The organism is Vibrio mediterranei (genome assembly GCF_013364395.1).
Lineage (GTDB): Bacteria > Pseudomonadota > Gammaproteobacteria > Enterobacterales > Vibrionaceae > Vibrio > Vibrio mediterranei.
Map to the genome: position 1 here is coordinate 299,947 of NZ_JABXGK010000008.1, position 18,821 is coordinate 318,767.

Genomic DNA, 18,821 nt, shown 5'->3' on the forward strand with positions numbered 1-18,821 from the left:
GGTTGGTCAAAGAGCTTGATTATGAACTTATCAGGACCATAAGTTACCAATAGTGAGCCTGTGAAGTCTCAATTAAACAGGCTCTAGGTACGTCGCTGGTATGGTGATAACCGAAAGACAGTACCATTCCCTTGATATTGGTAAAGGGAGTAGTCAGCAAAGAAGCGGAGCACGATGCTTTTTGCTGACCACAAACTTAGCTTAAAGCTTAATTTGGAAGCTTCTAGCCTGACACGGTTTCAGCGATCCGAAGGATTGCATCTCAATGTTAGTATCTCGAATTCGTTCGTCCATACTGACCTCTCTCCAAGAGGTAACTGATTCTTTGAATGCGATATTGTCTTCAATGCTTGCAGTTTCTGATGGGTTGTAGACTCGGAGAATCAATGCATCTTCATCTTCTGCTTTCTTAAGCACACTCAGAACGGCCCCTTTTTGATTCTTATTGAGCAAGGAGTAAGTCAGCGGTTTGTTTTGCTCGCCCACATTCAACTTCATCGCGTTATAAGGAATTTTGTTGTAGCACTGTATTGGCGTTACATTGTCACGTGATTCTGCCATGATGTTGGCATCTATGTGGTTGCCAGCAAAACCAAACAGCGCAAACTCACACACGATCTTGCCGCGAGTTTGAGAATCTGGTGTTGGGATCTTGATACCAGATGGTCGGCCTGGTCGAAGAAGAAGGTTCTCCTTCCCAAGGACCCCAACACCACGGAATAGCGTGAGCGCGAAAGTATCACGTTGCGCGTTACCTTGACTGGAAATGACTTCGAATTCACGCAGACCATTGCTCATTAGTGCCACACCGCCCGTGTTGTTCTCAACCGCTGCGAAGTTCATCAATTGATAAACGGGTACGGGTGCTTCTTTCCAGCCTTCTTGCTCCCAAACATCCATCGCAGGATCGTTCGTCGGGCGCGTTATGAGACCAAACTGATTATCGGCAACGACAGTTTCAGATACGAATGGTGTTGGAACGAGAACTCGAACACGGTGATCGTCGGCTTGGTTGTCCATTTCCATGCGGACTTCAATACGGCGAGAGCCCTGTTTTAGAACCACTTGGCAGTCCACATCAACAAATCCGTTTTGGCCTGAACGCGCTTCGCGCTCTTCAAGGTTTGCAGGTACGTTCATGCGAGTCTTGATCGTTGCGACAGACTGGAAGCCTTCATGTTTGATGCTGGTTTCAACATCAAACTCGTCGGAATACAGCAGCCATTCTTGGCGAGAAGGTGAGTAATCGTACTCGTCGCCATCGTCAGAGCCATCCTCGACACGCAATACTTGGTCGAACGTCATCTGAGTGTCTTTATCCAGCACAGTCAACGTACCGTTGTTGTTGACTGTGATTTGGTAGAACTCATTTTCAAGTATATCGGCGCTTGAATGAATCGCTTTTTGTGCCCCGTCTTGGTTACCTTGGATGTGAAGCGTCGTGTACCCCATTGCCGGTACAGAATATTTAATCTGGATATCGTACTCAATAAATGGGTCGTAGTTTCCATAGTGAACAATTTGGCGGTCAATTTTGCCAGGGTCGATAACACGTTGTTCTCGGATAAAGTATTCGACCGCGTTGCCCTCATCATCAAACAGGTTGAACTTGTCAGCTCGAATGGTGATGGTTGTATTGATCACTTCTTCACGCTCGTATGGTGACAGGTTAAAGAACGCAAGTTTGTCACATCCTTCACGAGCAGGCATATGGTCAACAATCTTACGTTTGTAGAAATTGATCAGGTTGGTCGCCATATCATCCGCTAGGATGTAACGGTTTAAAATTTCAGCGTGAACTTTATCTGAGCAGCAGCAGCCAATAGAGTCGTGAGCATGGTTCTTCATACTCTCTTTCCACATTTTTTCGATAAGACCATGGTGGTATTCAAACCCAAGAGTCCAAGCGATGGAAGCGAGCGGCTCAAGGATATTAACGATCTTGTTTTCTACCTCTGCGTGGATAAGCTTGATGTCCATGCGAGTTGAAGAAATGGTGCGGTGAACACGCATGTACTTACCGTCGTTAAACTCACCTTTGATGGTATCTAGGTTGTCACGCTCTTCGCGGATTCGATCAAACACCTCTTCAAAGCGGCTCATAACGAACTCACGATCTGGGTAGATTTCACGTAGCTTGTCCATCACCTCAAAGATGTCTTTTTGGATTGGCATCTGATCGTGACCGTTTGGCAATAGGATGTCTTTGGTCACAGATGGCTTTTCAAGCACGGGGAAGTATTTATCGAGACGCGCACGCAGACCTTCTTCGTCTTGTGGTAGGTATTTACCAATCGCATAGCCAAGAGGCAGCACCTGCGCCATGACTTCTGAGCCGTCGTTTGATTGCCACAAGAATTCGGTTTTGTCGGTACCGTGGCGCTCAGAACAGCCGCGCCAGAACATGGCAGTGTCGATGTCGAAACCGTTATAGATCATTGGCAATTGAGAGCTCATTGAGAAAGAGTCTGGCAGATAACCAATCTTCATTGGTTCGCCAAGAGCAAGGCAGTCGCGTAATCCATAAAGCATGTTGCGTACAATAGACTCACCAGAGACTTGCATGGTGTCGGTTTGCGAGTACCAAGGACCAACAATTAACTTACCTGCCTCAACGAGCGCTTTTACTCGCTGCTTGTTTTCTGGTTTGATGGCAAAGTAATCTTCAATAACGGCAGTTTGGCCATCGAGTACGTAGTATTTGTACTCAGGGTCTGTTTCCAGACGTTGCATGATTTCTTCCATATTATTCACCAGTAGAATTCGAGATTCTTCGGTGGTGAAATACCATTCACGGTCCCAGTGCATGTGAGGAGTGATATGAACGCGAGATGTAGTCATTGTGTTAACCTTTGGACTGCTTTGCAGTGAGTTTAAATTCTTTAATATCAAGGGATTGATCGTTACTAGTTGCTGATTGAGGGCACAGAGAATCTGTGCCCTTCAGCTTATTGATTAATAATTTTGATTAGTTTTGCGTGGCTACCTGAGCTTCAAATTTGCCCTTTTTTACGGCATGCGCTCTCCACGCTAGTAAGGTAACGGTTGAGATAGCGGTACCTATTAAGGCTGCGCCGAACCATATTGCGGCTGCCATAAAGCTACCAATACCGGCATCGTGCAGCAGGAAGATTGAGAAGATACCTGCTCCTGGAGTCGATAGACCGATACCTGCTGCACCAATCATGGCACCTGTAACGATGGAACCGAGTAGGAATGAGCCGATAACACGGATAGGATCTTCAATTGCCATCGGAATAGCACCTTCAGTGATACCTGCTAGACCAAGTAACCAGGTTGATTTTCCGGTTTCAATTTCGAAATCTTTGAATAGACGCGGAGCAAGCATGGTCGATGCTGTTACGGTGAAAGCTGAGACCATTTTCACTGAGCCGAAGATAGCGTATGGACCGTAAACACCATTCGCCATCGCACCAAGACAGAATGCATATGCCGCTTTGTTTACTGGACCACCTAAGTCGAATGACACGAAACAGCCGATCACTGCGCCCAGAAGTAGAGCGTTTGTGCCAGACATGCCGTTTAGCCAGTCCGTCAGGCCTTGGTTAAGCCATGCAACAGGTTTACCGATAACAAACAGCATTAATGAACCTGCAACCAAAGTGCCAATAACTGGATATAAGTAGAAGGTTAAGAAGCCGTTGAAGGCAGGGCTAAGGCGAACATTCTCTTTCACCCAACGCATTACATAACCCGCAATCAGACCACCAACTACGCCACCTAAGAAGCCTGAACCGATTAGGTTGGCAGCGATACCTGCAGCAAAACCGGGACCAAGCGCTGGTTTATCAGCAAGCGAGTAAGCGGTGTAAGCGGCAAGTACAGGAACCATTAGGGTGCCAAGCAGACCGCCGCCAAGCTTACGATACATCCATAGCCACGAACCATCGGTTGCATACAATTCTTGCAGATCGAAAATTTGGGCAATAAGAACGGCCACTGCCAGAACTGTACCGCCAGCCACAATAAGAGGAACGGCATAAGAGATACCCGAGAGCAGTGCTTGTTTTAGCTCTGTTTTCAGCGGTAGTTTTTTCGGTTTATCGTCTGTTGCGATAGTACGCTCAGCACCAGCACTGTTCTTACCTGCTTCAATCGCGTCGTTCAGAATACGTTCTGCGTGTTTGATTGGCTCTGCCACTGGCACTTCAACACGTGGGATACCATTAAAGCGTTCAACTTCTTTGATTGCGACTTCTGCTGCAAACACAACAGCCGTGGCTTTGTTCAACTGTTCTGCAGTCAAACGGTCTTCAATCCCGTTCGCACCTTGTTTCTCAACATAGACCTTGTAGCCTAGCTTTTTACCTGTCTTTTCAAGGTACTCGGCTGCCATGTAGGTATGAGCAATACCAGCAGGGCAGGCGGTTACACAAACAACGGTTGGTGCATTTGTATCTAAGTTGTCTTGTTCTTCGGCAGTGTTGTCTTTCCCAGTCAATAAATCCAGAATTTGTTCTGAAGTTGTAGCATTGAGGACCGCGTGGCGCACATCGTCGTCAACCAGTGTAGTGGTCAGTTCGGTAAGCAGGTGCATATGTGTTGAGCCTGCCTCTGCATTTGGAATCGCAATTAAGAAGATGAGATTAACGTCTTCATCTTCATCAAGTCCTTGCCATTTGAGATCTTTTGAAAGGGTGGCGACTGCGAAAGCGGCTTCTTTCACCGCGTCAGTTTTCCCATGTGGTACCGCTAAGCCTTCACCTAGCGCTGTTGGGCCTTGAGCTTCACGCTCGAATACAGCCTTTAAATATTCTTCCTTATTGTACAACTTGCCTTGTTGGTGTAATTGTTCGGCAAGGGCTTCAATCGCTGCATCACGACTTTCAAATGTCGTTTGTAGGTTTATCAGCGATGGGTTGGTAAGAGATGTTAGGTTCATAACTTTTGTCCCATTGTTACATTCATCTATTGTTGTCCTGTCAACAATGAGTGAATAATACCTATTTGATACAAATGATCCATGATCAAGATCTCATTTATCTGGAAATATGTATTGTTGTTGTATTTAAATTTAAGTTTTTTGTAGTAACAACTGCTTGTCATTAGTCTATCAATTCGTATCATGTTGGTTAAATATAGTTAATGTTGAGTGCTCCGACTCAATTGACGCCGTAATCAGGTAGTAGAGGTTAGTATGGCGAGATTACCGATGTATCGCAGAATTGCCGATGCGATCCGCGAAAAAATTAGTAGTGGAGAATATAAAGTGGGGGAAGCATTGCCCACTGAAGCTCAGTTGCGTGAAGAGTTTTCTGTGAGTCGGGTGACTGTCAGGCAGGCTATCAAGTTATTGGTAGAGAACCAGGAGCTAGAGAGTATTCAAGGTAGCGGTACATATGTAAAAGAAAACCGTGTTAATTACGATATATACCAACAAACCAGTTTTGCTGAGAAATGGGCTCACTTACAAGGTGTGACTCACAGTGATGTACTGGCCTTTGAGATTCAAGCCGCATCTATCACTATGGCTGAACATTTAGAGATCTCAGAAGGAGAACGTATCTTTTACATTAAACGCGTTCGCTTTTTGGACGATAACCCAATCACAGTGGAAGAAACTTGGATGCCAACGAGTATGTTCCCAGACCTGACTTATCAGGTCATGCAAGGCTCTAAGTACGATTTTATTGAGAAACAAAAAGGCTTGGTCATCGATCGCAGCGAACAAGAGATCATTCCTGTATTACCACCGGAAGATATTGCTGATCTACTGCAAATTAACCCAGCTCAGCCCATCATAGAGAAGCGAACTAGAGGTTATTTACGCGGAGATACGGTGTTCGAGTATAGTCGTAACTACTTTAAATCTAGTGAATATAAATTTACCTTGGTGGCTAAACGACATTAACGCAAAAACCCGCAGCCTAGCTGCGGGTTTTGCGTTCAAATGCTCGATAAGCCAAAGGAGCTTAGCGCGCTTCTTGTACTGTCGAAGTGTCCTCGTTAAGGACGTTCGCCAGCAGCAAGACGTTTTTCGATATCCGCTACGACGTCTGGGAGGTCGGCGATGGTATCGATGAGGTAGTGCGGTGATGCTTTGCCAAGTTTCGTGCGAGCGCGCTCACGAGCTGCATTAAGAGTGGCGTGATCCGCTGATTGGTATTCGTCAAACGTTAAGCCTGCTTCGTTGCCTGATAGCAGCAGGCCAACGGTCCACATTCCCGCATTATGACCTTCTTCGATGCCCGGCGCAGCGTCATCGACTTTCACACAAGCGCCAACACAGCCAACACCAAGCTCAATAACGTTTTTCAGTGCCATAAATGGTGCAGGGCGGCCACCTTGAGGAAGATCATCTGTGGCAACCACATAATCCGGCTTGTAGCCATAGTCCGCAGCGACAGGAATAAGTGCATCCATGACCTCTCTTGGGTAACCAGAGCAAGAGCCAATCTTGATTCCTTTATCTTTGAATGAATTCACCACCTCAACGGCATTAAGAATCGGCTCGGCATGATCGGCGACTTTGGCTTTTTGCAAAGGCATGAAAGCAGCGTAAATAGCGTCTACATCTGAGTCACTCATCTCTTTGCCGAATTGCGCAACCCAGCGCACTTTTACTTCTGGTAATTGGCCGACCGCTTTAATGTGGTCCCATTTACCAATGCCCATAGGCTCACGAGCTTCGGCAAGCGTAATATCGAAGTCGAAACCTTGTTTAAATGCTTCCACGAAAATACTCGTTGGTGCAAATGAACCAAAGTCCACGATAGTTCCTGCCCAGTCGAATACAATGGCTTGAATTGGAGATGAATTAGACATAGTTGAAATCCTTACATACTTTAGTGATTGCTTGCTCGAAAATATCGAGTGCGGTCGTCAGCTCTTCACGAGTAATAACGAGGGGGGGACTAAGCTGAATAACGTTGCCTTGCGACACCTTAAAACTCAGTCCGTGGTTCAGACATTGGTAAAGAACTTGTTCTGCCTCATCGAATGCGCGTGCTTTAGTGACATGACTCTTCACTAATTCCACACCCCAGAGTAGACCAATACCGCGTACGTCACCAATGACTGGATACTGTTGCTTCATCGTTTCTAGGCGAGTTTTGACATACTCACTGTCACGACGTGTTTTTTCTAAAAGATTCTCTTGTTCAATGGCTTCCATGGTAGCCAGTGCCGCCGCGCAGCCAAGCGCACTCTTCTCGTGGGTATAGTGACCCAGAGAAATCTCTGCAGCGGTGTTGTATTTTTCTCTGGTTACCATGGCGGCGATAGGCACCAAACCACCACCGAAACCTTTACCAATGCATAAAATATCCGGTTCGATATCAAAGGCTTGATAGGTGAACCACTCACCGCTTCGGCCCATACCGTTTGGGATGTCGTCGATAATCAACAGCACATTATGCTTGTCACATATTTCGCGTACACGTTGCCAGTAGGCTTTACTTGGCACTTGAACATCGGTATTACGAACACCTTCAGCAATAAAGGCACCTATGCCGCCTTCTTTCTCGATAACGTATTCTAGATAATCTGCATAATGTACATCGCTGCCATCTTGAGAAGGCAAGGCACCTCGGTAGGACACGGCGGGTGGAATACGCTCAACACCTGCCATCAAAGGCCCCATACCTTCACGAAAGCAGGCTTCACCTCCGACAGAAATGGCGTCCAGTGACGCACCATGGAAAGAATCCCATAATGAAACTACTTTGTGGCTGCCGGTAATGTAGCGTGCTAACTTAAGTGCCATGCCAACAACGGAAGTGCCTCCAGGCGCAAATAACACACGCCTCAAATCTCCACCGCAAATTTGCGTTAGTTTTTCTGCACATTGCACCGCCGTTTCGTTGGTAAAGCGACGTGGCGAAAACGGTAACGAGTGCATCTGCTCGGTCACTCGTTTAATCACATGAGGATGACCATAGCCGAGTTGGTGAACATTGTTGCCATGAAAATCCATATAGCGCTTACCGCGGGTATCTTGAATGTAGATACCTTCAGCTGCTTCTAAAGAATCCAAGCAAGGCGTGGACATTGATTGATGCAGAAACACATCCGAGTCACGTTTAAGCAGTGCTTGAGTCGCTTGGTCTTGAATGTTCTGATTCCACTCGTGGCGAGCGGGCGTATTATTCACGTCCCCCTCGCTGCGTAAATGGGTCGCTTGCTCTGGCATTATGCTACCTCCCAGTACATTGCCTTTTTGATGGCAATGATAAGGCGCTCAATATCTTCAGGGTGTACGTCGCCAATGTTACCGATACGGAAACAGTCCGCGTTGGAAACTTTGCCTGGGTAAATTACAAACCCTTGCTGTTTTAGACGGTCGTAGAACTCTTTGAACTGATAATCACTGTGCTCTGGCGAGTAGAATGAAGTGATAATCGGTGAGTGCAAATCGTCGTTAAGAAGTGTGCGAAAGCCTAGCGAACGCATGCCTTCAACCAGCTTTTTCTGATTGGTAAAGTAACGTTGATGACGAGCGGGAATCCCACCTTCTTGTTCCAGTTCAATTAATGCTTGATAGAAGGCTCGCACAGTATGAGTTGGCGAAGTGAAGCGCCACTTGCCGTGGTTAACTTCCATACATTGCCATTGGTCATAAAGATCGAGACTGAGAGAGCGGGCCTGACCTTTACATTTCTCAAGCTCTGTTTGTTTGGCAATAACAAACCCAAAGCCAGGAACACCTTGGATGCATTTGTTGGCAGAGCTGATCATAAAGTCGATACCCAACTCACCAATATCCATTGGAATACCACCAAAGCTCGACATCGCGTCTAGAATGACCACTTTGCTATGTTGTTTTGCCAACGATGCAATTTGCTTAATAGGGTTCAGCATGCCTGTCGTAGTTTCGCAGTGTACGATGGCAACGTGAGTAATCGTGTCATCTTGCTTGAGCAGCGTATCAATAGCATCAATATTTGGTTGGTTAACCTCGCCAGGAGCAACTACTTGGGTTGCGATATTGAGATAGCTTGCGATCTGGGCGATACGCGCACCGTACGCGCCATTGTCGATGACAAGCAACTTTCCGTCTTTACTGATGGCACTGCCAATAGTTGCCTCTACCGATGCGGTACCACTACCTTGCATTAAAACGCTGGTATAACCGTGATGGGAAGTCGCTAACTTGGTCAGCTTGGCACGAATGACTTCGACGACATCTTTATTGTATTCATCGTCCCACGTACACCAGTCTTTAAGCATCGCTTGACGTACCGTTTCTGATGTAGACAAAGGACCTGGAGTTAACAGCAAATAATCGTTCTTCATGTTATTTCTCTATTTGGACTATACCAATTTGTTTTGGTTAATCTAACAGCGATAATTAGGGGAAGTAAACGGCACAACTTAAGGTTTCATAAAACTTTCACACTCGCTCTTCTTGCCAATCAAAGTTTCTTCAAACTGCCATTATTCGTTCATTTAATCGTCATAATCGGAATTTAACGTTTAACGCACAAACTGGTACAGACCAAATCTAACTGGAGAGAATGATGAAAAACCGTTTGATGAAGGGAACACTAGCGACACTGGTTTCTCTACTAGCGACAAATGCACTAGCAGCAACAGAAGTCACGGTGTATACCGCTTTCGAAACTGACATTCTGGCGAAATATAAGAATGCGTTTGAGAAAGAAAATCCTGATGTAAAAATCAAATGGGTTCGAGATTCAACGGGCATCATGACGGCCAAACTTCTTGCTGAAAAAAACAATCCGCATGCCGAAGTTGTGTGGGGATTAGCAGGCTCTTCTATGGCATTGCTTAAAGAAGAGGGGATTCTTAAGCCTTATACTCCAAAAGGTGCAGATGAGCTGAATGCCAGTTTGAATGACCCACAATCTAATCAAGCTTGGTTTGGCAATGATGCATTTTTCAATGCTGTGTGTTTTAACGAAGCGGTGGCAAAGCAACTCAACCTACCTAAGCCACAGTCATGGGAAGATTTAACCAAACCAGAGTACAAAGGTCATATTGCCATGCCTAATCCTGCTTCATCAGGAACAGGTTATATGCAAGTCTCAGCTTGGCTACAAAACATGGGTGAGGACCAAGCATGGGATTACATGAAAAAACTCGATAACAACATGGCACATTACACGCATTCTGGTTCAAAGCCTTGTGTTCAAGCTGCGATGGGTGAGGTGGCAATCGGTATTTCGATGGCTGTGCGTGGTGCGAAGCTCAAGAATCAAGGCGCGCCTCTCGCGGTTATCACACCTGAAGGCATTGGTTGGGAATCAGAGGCTGTGGGTTTGGTGAAAGAGTCTGAGGCGGCGAAGCGTGTTGTTGACTGGTCAGTGTCAAAAGCGGCGAACGAACTCTACGTTGAATCCTACCCAGTGGTTGCTCATAAAGACGTGAAAGCAGTGGTCTCGAACTACCCTGAAGTTGAAGGTGCGATGGCTGAGATGGATTTTGCGAAAATGGGTGCCGATCGTGCTGAGATCTTAAAAACATGGTCGAAAAAGTTTGATGGAAAGTCAGAGCCTAAATCCTAATTTTAAAGAAATAAAATAACTGGGAATTGGTAGATTATAAGCTATTGAGGGAGATTGTTATTGATCTTCCTCTTGTCATTTCTGCTCTCCAATCACACCAGAAAAGCCAATCATTAAACTGCAATCAACCTGCTACAAAACTGTCATCCCAATGAAATATACCAGATTTAAATTTGGTATATACCATTTGGAGAGTAAACGATGTCAGTATCCAAACCTTATCTAGAAATCAACAATGTGGTGAAGCAATTTGGTCAGTTCACGGCATTAAAGCACATTTCCTTGTCCATTAATAAAGGCGAGTTCGTCTGTTTCCTCGGCCCTTCTGGCTGCGGTAAAACGACGTTGCTCCGCGCTATTGCGGGTTTGGATCTTCCAACCTCAGGAGAAATCCATCAAGCGGATGAGGCGATTACGTTTTTACCACCAGAGAAGCGTGATTTTGGCATTGTGTTCCAGTCATACGCGTTGTTTCCAAATCTGACGGTACAAGAGAACATTGCTATCGGTCTTAAGAACCAAGGGATGTCGAACAAAGAGGCGCTTGAAAAAGTAGAGCACTGGTTAGAAATGATCGGCTTGCCAACCTCGGGAGAGAAGTTTCCTAACCAACTATCAGGTGGTCAACAACAGCGTGTGGCTCTGGCTCGTGCATTGGCGTTGTCTCCGGGTCTGCTGCTTCTGGATGAGCCGCTCTCTGCATTGGATGCGAAAGTGCGTACTCACCTGCGAGATGAAATTTGTCAGATGCAACGCAAACTTGGTATCACCACCATTATGGTGACTCATGACCAAGAAGAGGCGCTATCTATGGCAGACCGCATTGTGGTGATGAACCACGGTGTGATTGAGCAGGTTGGAACGCCACAAGAGGTGTATGAGCAACCTGCGACTCGATTTGTCGCTGATTTTGTTGGCAGTATGAATTTTATCGAAGCATCGGTGCCATCTGCTAACACTATGCGCGTGGCTGAGTCGATGCTGCGTTTGCCTGCGTTAGACAATATGACTCTAAAGCATGGCGATATATTTGATTTAGCCGTGCGACCGGAGAGTCTACACTTTGTCGAGCACGCTTCGAACGCTATTCCTGTCAGAGTGTTATCCAAGGAATTTCAAGGGTCTTACTATCGCGTCGAAGTGGCAATGCAACATGCACCAATGGCCAACGCTCTATATGTGGACGTACCCGTGAAACAGGCGAATGAACTTAATCTGCGCCGTAATGATATTCGCTATGTTGCGTTTTCTGAAAGTGGTTTGCTGGGCTATCCATCGCTAAGTGCAACGTTAGAGTCGGCGGCTTAAGGGACAGACATGCAAGCATCTTCAACCTTGACGACAGGCGGGTCTATGAAACAACGAATTGCACAGTTGGCAACGCAAAAAGCGAGCTCAACAATGAGCAAAGACAATATTGTTTTGTTTGGTCTTCTGACGTTCCTTTTTGTGGCGATGACACTGTTTATCTTGATGCCTCTTTGGGCCATGATGAAAAAGAGTGTCCAAAACAGCGACGGTGAGTTTGTTGGTCTACAAAACTTTGCCACCTATTTTGCTACCGACAGTTTATGGTATTCACTAAGCAATACCTTTACCCTTGGTCTGATTGTGACCGTTGTAGTGGGCGTTTTGGCGTTTGGGTATGCGTTCGCATTAACGCGCTCTTGCATGCCCTTTAAAGGCGTGTTTCAACTGATGGGCACGGCTCCAATATTAGCGCCTTCTCTGCTGCCTGCTATCAGTTTGATTTTTCTGTTTGGTAATCAGGGCGTCGCAAAAGAGTTGCTGCATGGGCATTCAGTCTATGGCTTAGTTGGCATTTCTCTAGGCTTGATATTTTGGACATTCCCTCACGCCTTGATGATTCTCAACACCTCTTTACGCACCTCAGATGCTAGGCTTTACGAAGCGGCTCGAGCTCTTAAAACCTCTCCGTTCAAGACCTTCTTTATGGTGACGTTACCTGCTGCAAAGTACGGTTTGATCAGTACGTTAATCGTCGTTTTTACGCTGGTCGTGTGTGACTTTGGTGTGCCTAAGGTCATTGGTGGCAGTTACAACGTTCTGGCTACGGATATATTCAAGCAAGTTGTGGGGCAGCAAAACTTCTCCATGGGGGCGGTTACCAGTATCTTACTTCTGCTTCCTGCGGTATTGGCCTTTGCGGTTGATCGCTGGGTACAAAAAAAGCAAAAGAGCATGTTGGACAGTCGTTCTGTGCCTTATCAACCGTCCCCTAATAAACTGCGAGATTCGGTGTGCTTCGTTTATTGCCTGGTTATTTCCCTCGCGGTTCTAGCGGTACTTGGTATGGCGGTTTATGGCTCGCTCGTGACGTTTTGGCCTTGGAACAAGGCGCTGACGCTAAATAACTATAACTTTGCTGAGATGAGCACCTATGGGTGGAGTCCGTACTTTAATTCACTGAAACTGGCGACGTGGACGGCGATTATTGGTTCTGTAGTTATCTTTGTCGGTGCTTATTGTATTGAAAAAGGTCGTGCCTTCGCTCCCGTTCGTCAAGCGATGCAAATGATGAGTGTGATTCCCATGGCGGTACCTGGACTCGTGCTCGGCTTGGGATATATCTTCTATTTTAACGATGCCAACAACCCGTTGGGTGTGATGTACGGTACAATGGCGTTTCTGGTGATTAATACCATTGTCCATTATTACACGGTTGGACACATGACAGCTTTGACAGCTCTGAAGCAGTTACCGGCAGAGATTGAAGCCACCGCTGCTTCGGTTAAACTCCCACAATATAAGCTGTTTTTCAAAGTTTCGCTGCCTTGCTGTTTACCAGCGGTATTAGATATAGCGATATATTTATTTATCAATGCTTTAACAACCACATCGGCAGTAGTATTCTTGTATTCAACCAACACCATTCCGGCGTCAGTAGCGGTGCTGAATATGGACGATGCCGGGCAGACGGGCAGTGCTGCGGCAATGGCAGTGATGATCATGCTATCGGCAGCGGTGGCAAAACTTACCCATATGTTTGCTGGAAAGCTGTTTGAAGGTCGAACTCAAGCGTGGCGCAAGCGCTAATAACAATGATTGAATTAAGGATGCGGTGTGCAATACGTAAAAATTAAAGACGCTATCGTTGAGCAAATAGACTCAGGAATGCTCACACCAAGACAAAAATTGCCAGCAGAAAGAAAGTTAGCAGAGTCTTTTGACACGACTCGTGTAACGCTGCGTGAAGCTTTGTCACTACTTGAGTCGGAAGGTCGTATTTATCGCGAAGATAGGCGTGGTTGGTTTATCTCACCAGAACCACTGCGTTATGATCCTACTCAAACATTGAACTTTACCAATATGGCGAAAAGTCAAAATCGAACGCCAAAAACCGAGCTGTTGTCAGCCAAAGCGATGTTAGCCACCAAGCAAGCAGCTGAGCTTTTACATTTGCCGCCGTTCTCCGATATTTATCGAGTAGATCGCGTTCGTTATTTAGAAAATCGCCCAGTCGTGTTCGTGACAAACTTTATTCGGACGGAACCATTTGCGAACTTGTTAGAGTTTGATATGGAAAACTCCTCTTTGACGGATATCTATCGCGACGAGTATGGCGTCACCTACAGTAAGGTGAAATACCGAGTCAGCACTACTTCGCTTCTTGGCGACATCGCGCAAGCATTACGTGCGACGTCTGGCACTCCGGCTATGATGGTTGAGCGCATCAATTACAACCAACACGGTGAGTTGATTGATTGCGATATTGAATACTGGCGACACGATGCCATCAATATAGAATCTATTGCTCAGCTCGATTGATACCCTTCTGCTCATCCCTCTTGACGTCTCGAGAGGGGTGACTTTCATGTTTGTTGGTGCCCACTTTGACTCTCTACGCCGCTCTTCTTGTTATTTTTTCTGCACTGCTCCACGCGGGGTGGAATATTCTTGGAAAATCGAATACTGGCTCTGGGTATTCGTTTACTTTAGGCGCGTCTATTGCTCCACTTATTTTACTATCGCCGTATATAATCTGGTGCATTTCGGTGATTGGTTTTGACAGTTTTGACGGTTACTTTTGGCTTCTGGTCACGCTAAGTGGAATCGGGCAGGCTATCTACCTGATTGGTTTAATCAAGGCTTATGATGCCGGTGACATTGGTGTGATTTATCCTATCGCTCGAGCCTTACCTGTTCTGATGGTTGGGGTCGGGACCGTATTCATAGGCCAATCGCTGTCCTCCAATGCGTGGATAGGGTTTGTGGTATTAACATTGGGTTGTTTGTTGATCCCAATGCGACACATCAAAGACTTAAGGCTTGGCTCTTATTTAAATTTAGGTGTGTTCTGGTCATGTATTGCCGCAATCGGCACAACTATTTACTCCATCATCGACAAGCAGGCACTAACATGGCTACAGCTTGAAATTAGCGGACTAACCAAAGTTCAAGTAGCTATTTTCTACCTAGGCGTGCAGTTTGCTGCGATTGCGTTTGTTTTGGTAGCTTGGTTATTAGCGACTAATAAACGCAGTGAGTTAGCGCTAACTTGGCAGCATCGTTATCGTTCGTCTATCGCTGGGATTATGATGGGACTGACCTATGGCATTGTGCTGTATGCAATGACCATGGTCGATAACGTTAGTTATGTGGTTGCTATGCGTCAGGTGAGTATCGTCTTTGGGCTCCTGATGGGCATCTGGTTTCTCAATGAGAAATGGCTGTATACTCGAGGTATTGGGGTTACGCTAGTACTGATTGGGCTGGTGGTTGCTTTGACTTAATGAAGTTGATGCTGAGTTTATCGAATCAGATGGCGACTGACCGACGAGACTTCCTATTATTGAATGAGTTTAGAGATACAATGACTTTTGAAACACTGCTTGATACAGCTCGAATTCAACTTGATCACATTACCAGTAATGATGCAGGCTTCTTTGTTGAGTTGATGAACAGTGAAGGATGGCTCAAAAACATAGGTGATCGCAATGTTCGTACGTCAGATCAAGCTCAAGAGTATCTAACCAACGGTTTCATCAGAGCCTATCAAGAATTGGGCTTTGGGTATTATGTTGTGCGCCTCAAATCATGTTCAAAACCAATCGGAATCTGTGGTTTCTTAAAGAAACCCGACCTGAGTTACCCAGATTTCGGCTACGCGTTCTTGCCCAGCTATCAAGGTAAAGGGTATGCGCATGAGGCTTGTAGCGAATTGCTGACTTTTGCCATTGATGCTTTCCAACTTTCAGTGATTGACGCGGTATCACTGCCCCAAAATTCACCCAGCATACGATTACTCGAAGAGCTGGGATTTCAATACATCGGCTTACATCACACTAATAGCGACAGCCCACTTTCTTTATATCGCTTGAGCATAAAGTGATTATGATCGACAGTATCGGAAGTTCCCTAAAAGAGTCAATTTGATCCAATACATGTTATCTACCGATCAGATAGTGTAGACTCGGCGTTCGAGCTAAGCATCTGATAAAAATGGAATTGAGTAGTACATGCAATTGGAACAAATTGAAGAAATTATCGAATTCACGGATACGGATCACCTTAGTCAGGCAATGGAAGTGTTCAATGAACAAGGATTAGTCAGTCAGGTATTATTGCCCTTTCTTAATGTAGTATTCGATAAAGCGCCAGAGAAACTCTGCCAAAAGCTATCCCGTATCGGTTTCAAAGGCCAACCAGCTATCATTTCAACATCAAGCGCTTGTGATTCTGCAGTCACTCAGTTTTTCATCTTTAACGCGAGTGTTCTCAGTGTGTCGGATGTACTCAATCAGATAGAAAAGCCTTCAAGGAAGTAGCTAAATGTGATTGAAAGCGGGCAATGAGGATTGCCCGCTTTTTTAGTTACTCAGTTTGGTATAGGTTAAACCAAATATTCCGGCAAACTAATAGAGTTTTGCCCCAGCTTTTTTCTAAGCAAGTAATCAACAGACAATTTCCCTCCGCCTGCTAACATGAATATCCCAGATACGAAGATCCACATTGCAGGGAATTCCCAGCCACCCGTGGGTAGTACCCATACATACCCCACTGAATAGTGGCCGCCCAAGCCTACAGATACAAATAAATAGACTGCCGAACCAAACCCTGCGAGGCGTGTGAACAGGCCAAAGGACAGCATAATCGCCAAGGATATCTCAATGATTCCTGCAAGAATGACAAAGGCCTGAGGGAAGGGTAGGCCAATGCTGCCAAAGTAATCGGTAAATACGGCAAATGGATTACCTCCGACTAACAAGTGACCAGTGAAATGGGCAATAAACATGAGTCCTACATATATTCTTACCAATGTCATGCCCCAAGCGTAGTGGTCTGGTTTTCCTATTGTCGATTGAGTTAGCGACAGTCTGGTTCTCCAAGGAAGGGCGATAAGTTGTAGGGCCAATAAGACGAACAACAGGGTGCTGGTTAGCTCAATGCCTGGGATACCTGGGCCTGTCTCTGCCACCATCAGAGGGTCAAGTGACGACAATGTTGAAATATCGATTGATTCAAGGTGAATGGTTGAAAATATTCTTCCTAATGTGAGTTGTGCAAACAAAGCGCCTATCAAACCAAAAAAGTTAACCTGTCCTTTGTTGTAAGTTTTAAGTAAGGACGCGATAAGAACGGCAATAAATAGACCTGTGGAGGTTGAGACCCAACTACCTAGTCCGTTGTTCACAACGGCTTTGACAGAGAGTATTACCGTGAAAGTGGCGGCAATGAGGGTGAGTAGTCGTAATGTCTTATCAAAAGTGTTCATCTTTTTCTCCTCAAAGCAAAGCCAATAAAGGTGATGTTGACTTTGCTGAATATCGAATTTGGCTTTTTCAGAATGATACCGAGCTTGTCGGACTGCTAATGCGTATGCCGTGGCGCATTAACACGCCACGGCAATGTTGGTAAGGCAAGGGGGAGAAAGGCCTATTGCGCTTCTACTGGTTGTGCTTGCTTCTCGTTGCGGTTCGCTTTAAGAATCAACAACACACCGATGATTGGAACGATAACACCCACGTAAGGAATCATTTCTGCACCAAGCTGACCATCAAGAACCATACCTCCAAGGAAACCACCGAACGCATTAGCAACATTAAACGCTGAGATATTTGCTGTTGCTGCCAGTTCTTGTCCGTCACCACCGTTGTTCATTACACGCAATTGCATCGATGGAACGTTAGCGAATGATGCGATGCCGAAGATAAATGATGCAGCGACGAATAGGATTTTGTTGTCGGTAAACACACCAACAAGTACCAGAGACGCAATCATTGCAATGGCCCAAAATAGAGAAGATTTGTTTAAATCTTTGTCTGATGAGTGACCACCAAGCGTGTTACCAATGATTAAGCCAAGACCTACAATGACCAGAATCCATGTCACAGCACTTTCACCGTAACCAGCAACATGCATAGCGATAGGGGCAATGTAACCATAAAGTGTCATGAAGCCAGTCCAAACCACAGCGGTAATCGCTAGGCTAATCAGAAGCTTGGGATTTTTGAACGCAGCAAGTTGTGCTTTAACATTTTTCGCTTCGCCGTGACCTGTTGAATGGATAGCGGCAAGAATGGCGAATAGAGCTACGACACCGAATGCAGCGACCACAATAAATGTCGTGTGCCAGCCGAACTCAACACCGATCCAAGTACCACCGGGAACGCCTAGTACATTCGCTAGAGTTAGGCCTGCAAACATTTGTCCTACAGCGCGACCAGCCATTTTCTCAGACACGAGGTTTGTCGCTACAACGGCACCAATACCATAGAAAGGCCCTTGTACTAAGCCACTAATAATGCGACTGATGAACAAGATGTCATAACTTGGTGAAAAGGCTGACATGAGGTTACCGACTATAAATAATGCCATTAATCCGATAAGAACCATTTTCTTATTAAAGCGTGCGAGATAAATGGTTAAGATTGGTCCTCCAATCACAATGGCAAGTGCGTATGCACTGATTAAATAACCTGCCTGACCCTCAGTAATCGACAGCGATGTGGCAACTTGCGGCAAAATACCTGCGATAATGAATTCTGCAGTGCCGATAGCGAAGGCGGCGAGTGTTAGTATCCAGACTTGAAATGGCATCTTCTCTTTGTTCATGGTTTTTCTCCTCTAAAACGGTTTGGGATGAGTCACGCTTAGTTGTAAGGTGGCTCGTCTCTCAAGTGATGGTGAGAGTATATTTATTCATTTTAGTTTTTAGAATTACCCAAAAAATGAAATCATTATTCGTAAATACTGAACAATCTAATCAAATCTCTTTGTTTGGCAGCAGAACGGTTAAGAGTATGGGTAGCGGTAGGGCATTCCACTCACGTTGATCCGAGCTGTGTTGAGCGTCTTAGTCACAACACTCCA

At 45.6% G+C, this 18,821-nt stretch carries 15 protein-coding genes; 8 read left to right on the plus strand and 7 right to left on the minus strand.

Features of this window, described 5'->3' with window-relative positions:
* Window positions 1-201: 201 nt before the first annotated feature.
* Together mngB and mngA are read right to left on the minus strand one after the other, a co-directional pair.
* Window positions 202-2,841 carry a mannosylglycerate hydrolase gene (mngB, locus tag HOP38_RS18390; protein WP_198558650.1) on the minus strand — a complete coding sequence of 880 codons (2,640 nt, stop codon included), beginning with the start codon at window positions 2,839-2,841 and terminating at the stop codon, window positions 202-204.
* A 127-nt stretch (window positions 2,842-2,968) separates the two neighbouring features.
* Entirely contained in the window at window positions 2,969-4,903 is a 1,935-nt protein-coding gene (mngA, locus tag HOP38_RS18395; protein WP_124941760.1) for a PTS 2-O-a-mannosyl-D-glycerate transporter subunit IIABC, read from the minus strand.
* Between the two features lie 255 nt (window positions 4,904-5,158).
* Between mngA and HOP38_RS18400 the strand changes: the two genes are divergently transcribed.
* On the plus strand, window positions 5,159-5,872 hold the full coding sequence (locus HOP38_RS18400; RefSeq protein WP_006069279.1) for a GntR family transcriptional regulator: 714 nt from the start codon (window positions 5,159-5,161) through the stop codon (window positions 5,870-5,872).
* A 95-nt stretch (window positions 5,873-5,967) separates the two neighbouring features.
* Here HOP38_RS18400 and phnX read toward each other — a convergent pair whose 3' ends face one another.
* The 3 genes from phnX to phnW are packed head-to-tail and all read right to left on the minus strand — an operon-like array spanning window position 5,968 to window position 9,255.
* Window positions 5,968-6,786 carry a phosphonoacetaldehyde hydrolase gene (gene phnX / locus HOP38_RS18405; protein WP_038226168.1) on the minus strand — a complete coding sequence of 273 codons (819 nt, stop codon included), beginning with the start codon at window positions 6,784-6,786 and terminating at the stop codon, window positions 5,968-5,970.
* Window positions 6,779-8,152 carry an aspartate aminotransferase family protein gene (locus HOP38_RS18410; protein WP_006069277.1) on the minus strand — a complete coding sequence of 458 codons (1,374 nt, stop codon included), beginning with the start codon at window positions 8,150-8,152 and terminating at the stop codon, window positions 6,779-6,781. Before HOP38_RS18410 ends, phnX begins: the two co-directional genes overlap by 8 nt.
* Window positions 8,152-9,255 (minus strand): 2-aminoethylphosphonate--pyruvate transaminase, encoded by a 1,104-nt coding sequence (gene phnW, locus HOP38_RS18415; protein WP_006069276.1) that lies wholly within the window; start codon window positions 9,253-9,255, stop codon window positions 8,152-8,154. Before phnW ends, HOP38_RS18410 begins: the two co-directional genes overlap by 1 nt.
* Before the next feature lie 221 nt (window positions 9,256-9,476).
* Between phnW and HOP38_RS18420 the strand changes: the two genes are divergently transcribed.
* The 7 genes from HOP38_RS18420 (at window position 9,477) to HOP38_RS18450 (ending at window position 16,276) form a co-directional block, all read left to right on the plus strand.
* Window positions 9,477-10,487 carry a putative 2-aminoethylphosphonate ABC transporter substrate-binding protein gene (locus tag HOP38_RS18420; RefSeq protein ID WP_107306009.1) on the plus strand — a complete coding sequence of 337 codons (1,011 nt, stop codon included), beginning with the start codon at window positions 9,477-9,479 and terminating at the stop codon, window positions 10,485-10,487.
* A 201-nt stretch (window positions 10,488-10,688) separates the two neighbouring features.
* Window positions 10,689-11,795, plus strand: a complete 1,107-nt coding sequence (locus HOP38_RS18425; RefSeq protein ID WP_006069274.1) for a putative 2-aminoethylphosphonate ABC transporter ATP-binding protein — start codon at window positions 10,689-10,691, stop codon at window positions 11,793-11,795.
* Between the two features lie 45 nt (window positions 11,796-11,840).
* Window positions 11,841-13,544, plus strand: coding sequence for a putative 2-aminoethylphosphonate ABC transporter permease subunit (locus HOP38_RS18430; protein ID WP_198558651.1), 1,704 nt, complete (start codon window positions 11,841-11,843; stop codon window positions 13,542-13,544).
* A 27-nt stretch (window positions 13,545-13,571) separates the two neighbouring features.
* Window positions 13,572-14,276, plus strand: coding sequence for a phosphonate utilization transcriptional regulator PhnR (gene phnR / locus HOP38_RS18435; protein WP_198558652.1), 705 nt, complete (start codon window positions 13,572-13,574; stop codon window positions 14,274-14,276).
* A gap of 65 nt (window positions 14,277-14,341) precedes the next feature.
* Window positions 14,342-15,241 (plus strand): EamA family transporter, encoded by a 900-nt coding sequence (locus tag HOP38_RS18440; protein ID WP_198558653.1) that lies wholly within the window; start codon window positions 14,342-14,344, stop codon window positions 15,239-15,241.
* 80 nt (window positions 15,242-15,321) lie between these two features.
* On the plus strand, window positions 15,322-15,840 hold the full coding sequence (locus tag HOP38_RS18445; protein ID WP_198558654.1) for a GNAT family N-acetyltransferase: 519 nt from the start codon (window positions 15,322-15,324) through the stop codon (window positions 15,838-15,840).
* A gap of 127 nt (window positions 15,841-15,967) precedes the next feature.
* Entirely contained in the window at window positions 15,968-16,276 is a 309-nt protein-coding gene (locus HOP38_RS18450) for a hypothetical protein (RefSeq protein ID WP_198558655.1), read from the plus strand.
* A gap of 65 nt (window positions 16,277-16,341) precedes the next feature.
* Here the strand turns inward: HOP38_RS18450 and HOP38_RS18455 are convergent, their stop codons facing one another.
* Together HOP38_RS18455 and HOP38_RS18460 are read right to left on the minus strand one after the other, a co-directional pair.
* On the minus strand, window positions 16,342-17,223 hold the full coding sequence (locus HOP38_RS18455; protein ID WP_198558656.1) for a DoxX family protein: 882 nt from the start codon (window positions 17,221-17,223) through the stop codon (window positions 16,342-16,344).
* Between the two features lie 161 nt (window positions 17,224-17,384).
* A complete protein-coding gene (locus tag HOP38_RS18460) occupies window positions 17,385-18,563 on the minus strand; it encodes an MFS transporter (RefSeq protein WP_198558657.1) in 1,179 nt (392 codons plus the stop codon).
* Between the last annotated feature and the right edge of the window lie 258 nt (window positions 18,564-18,821).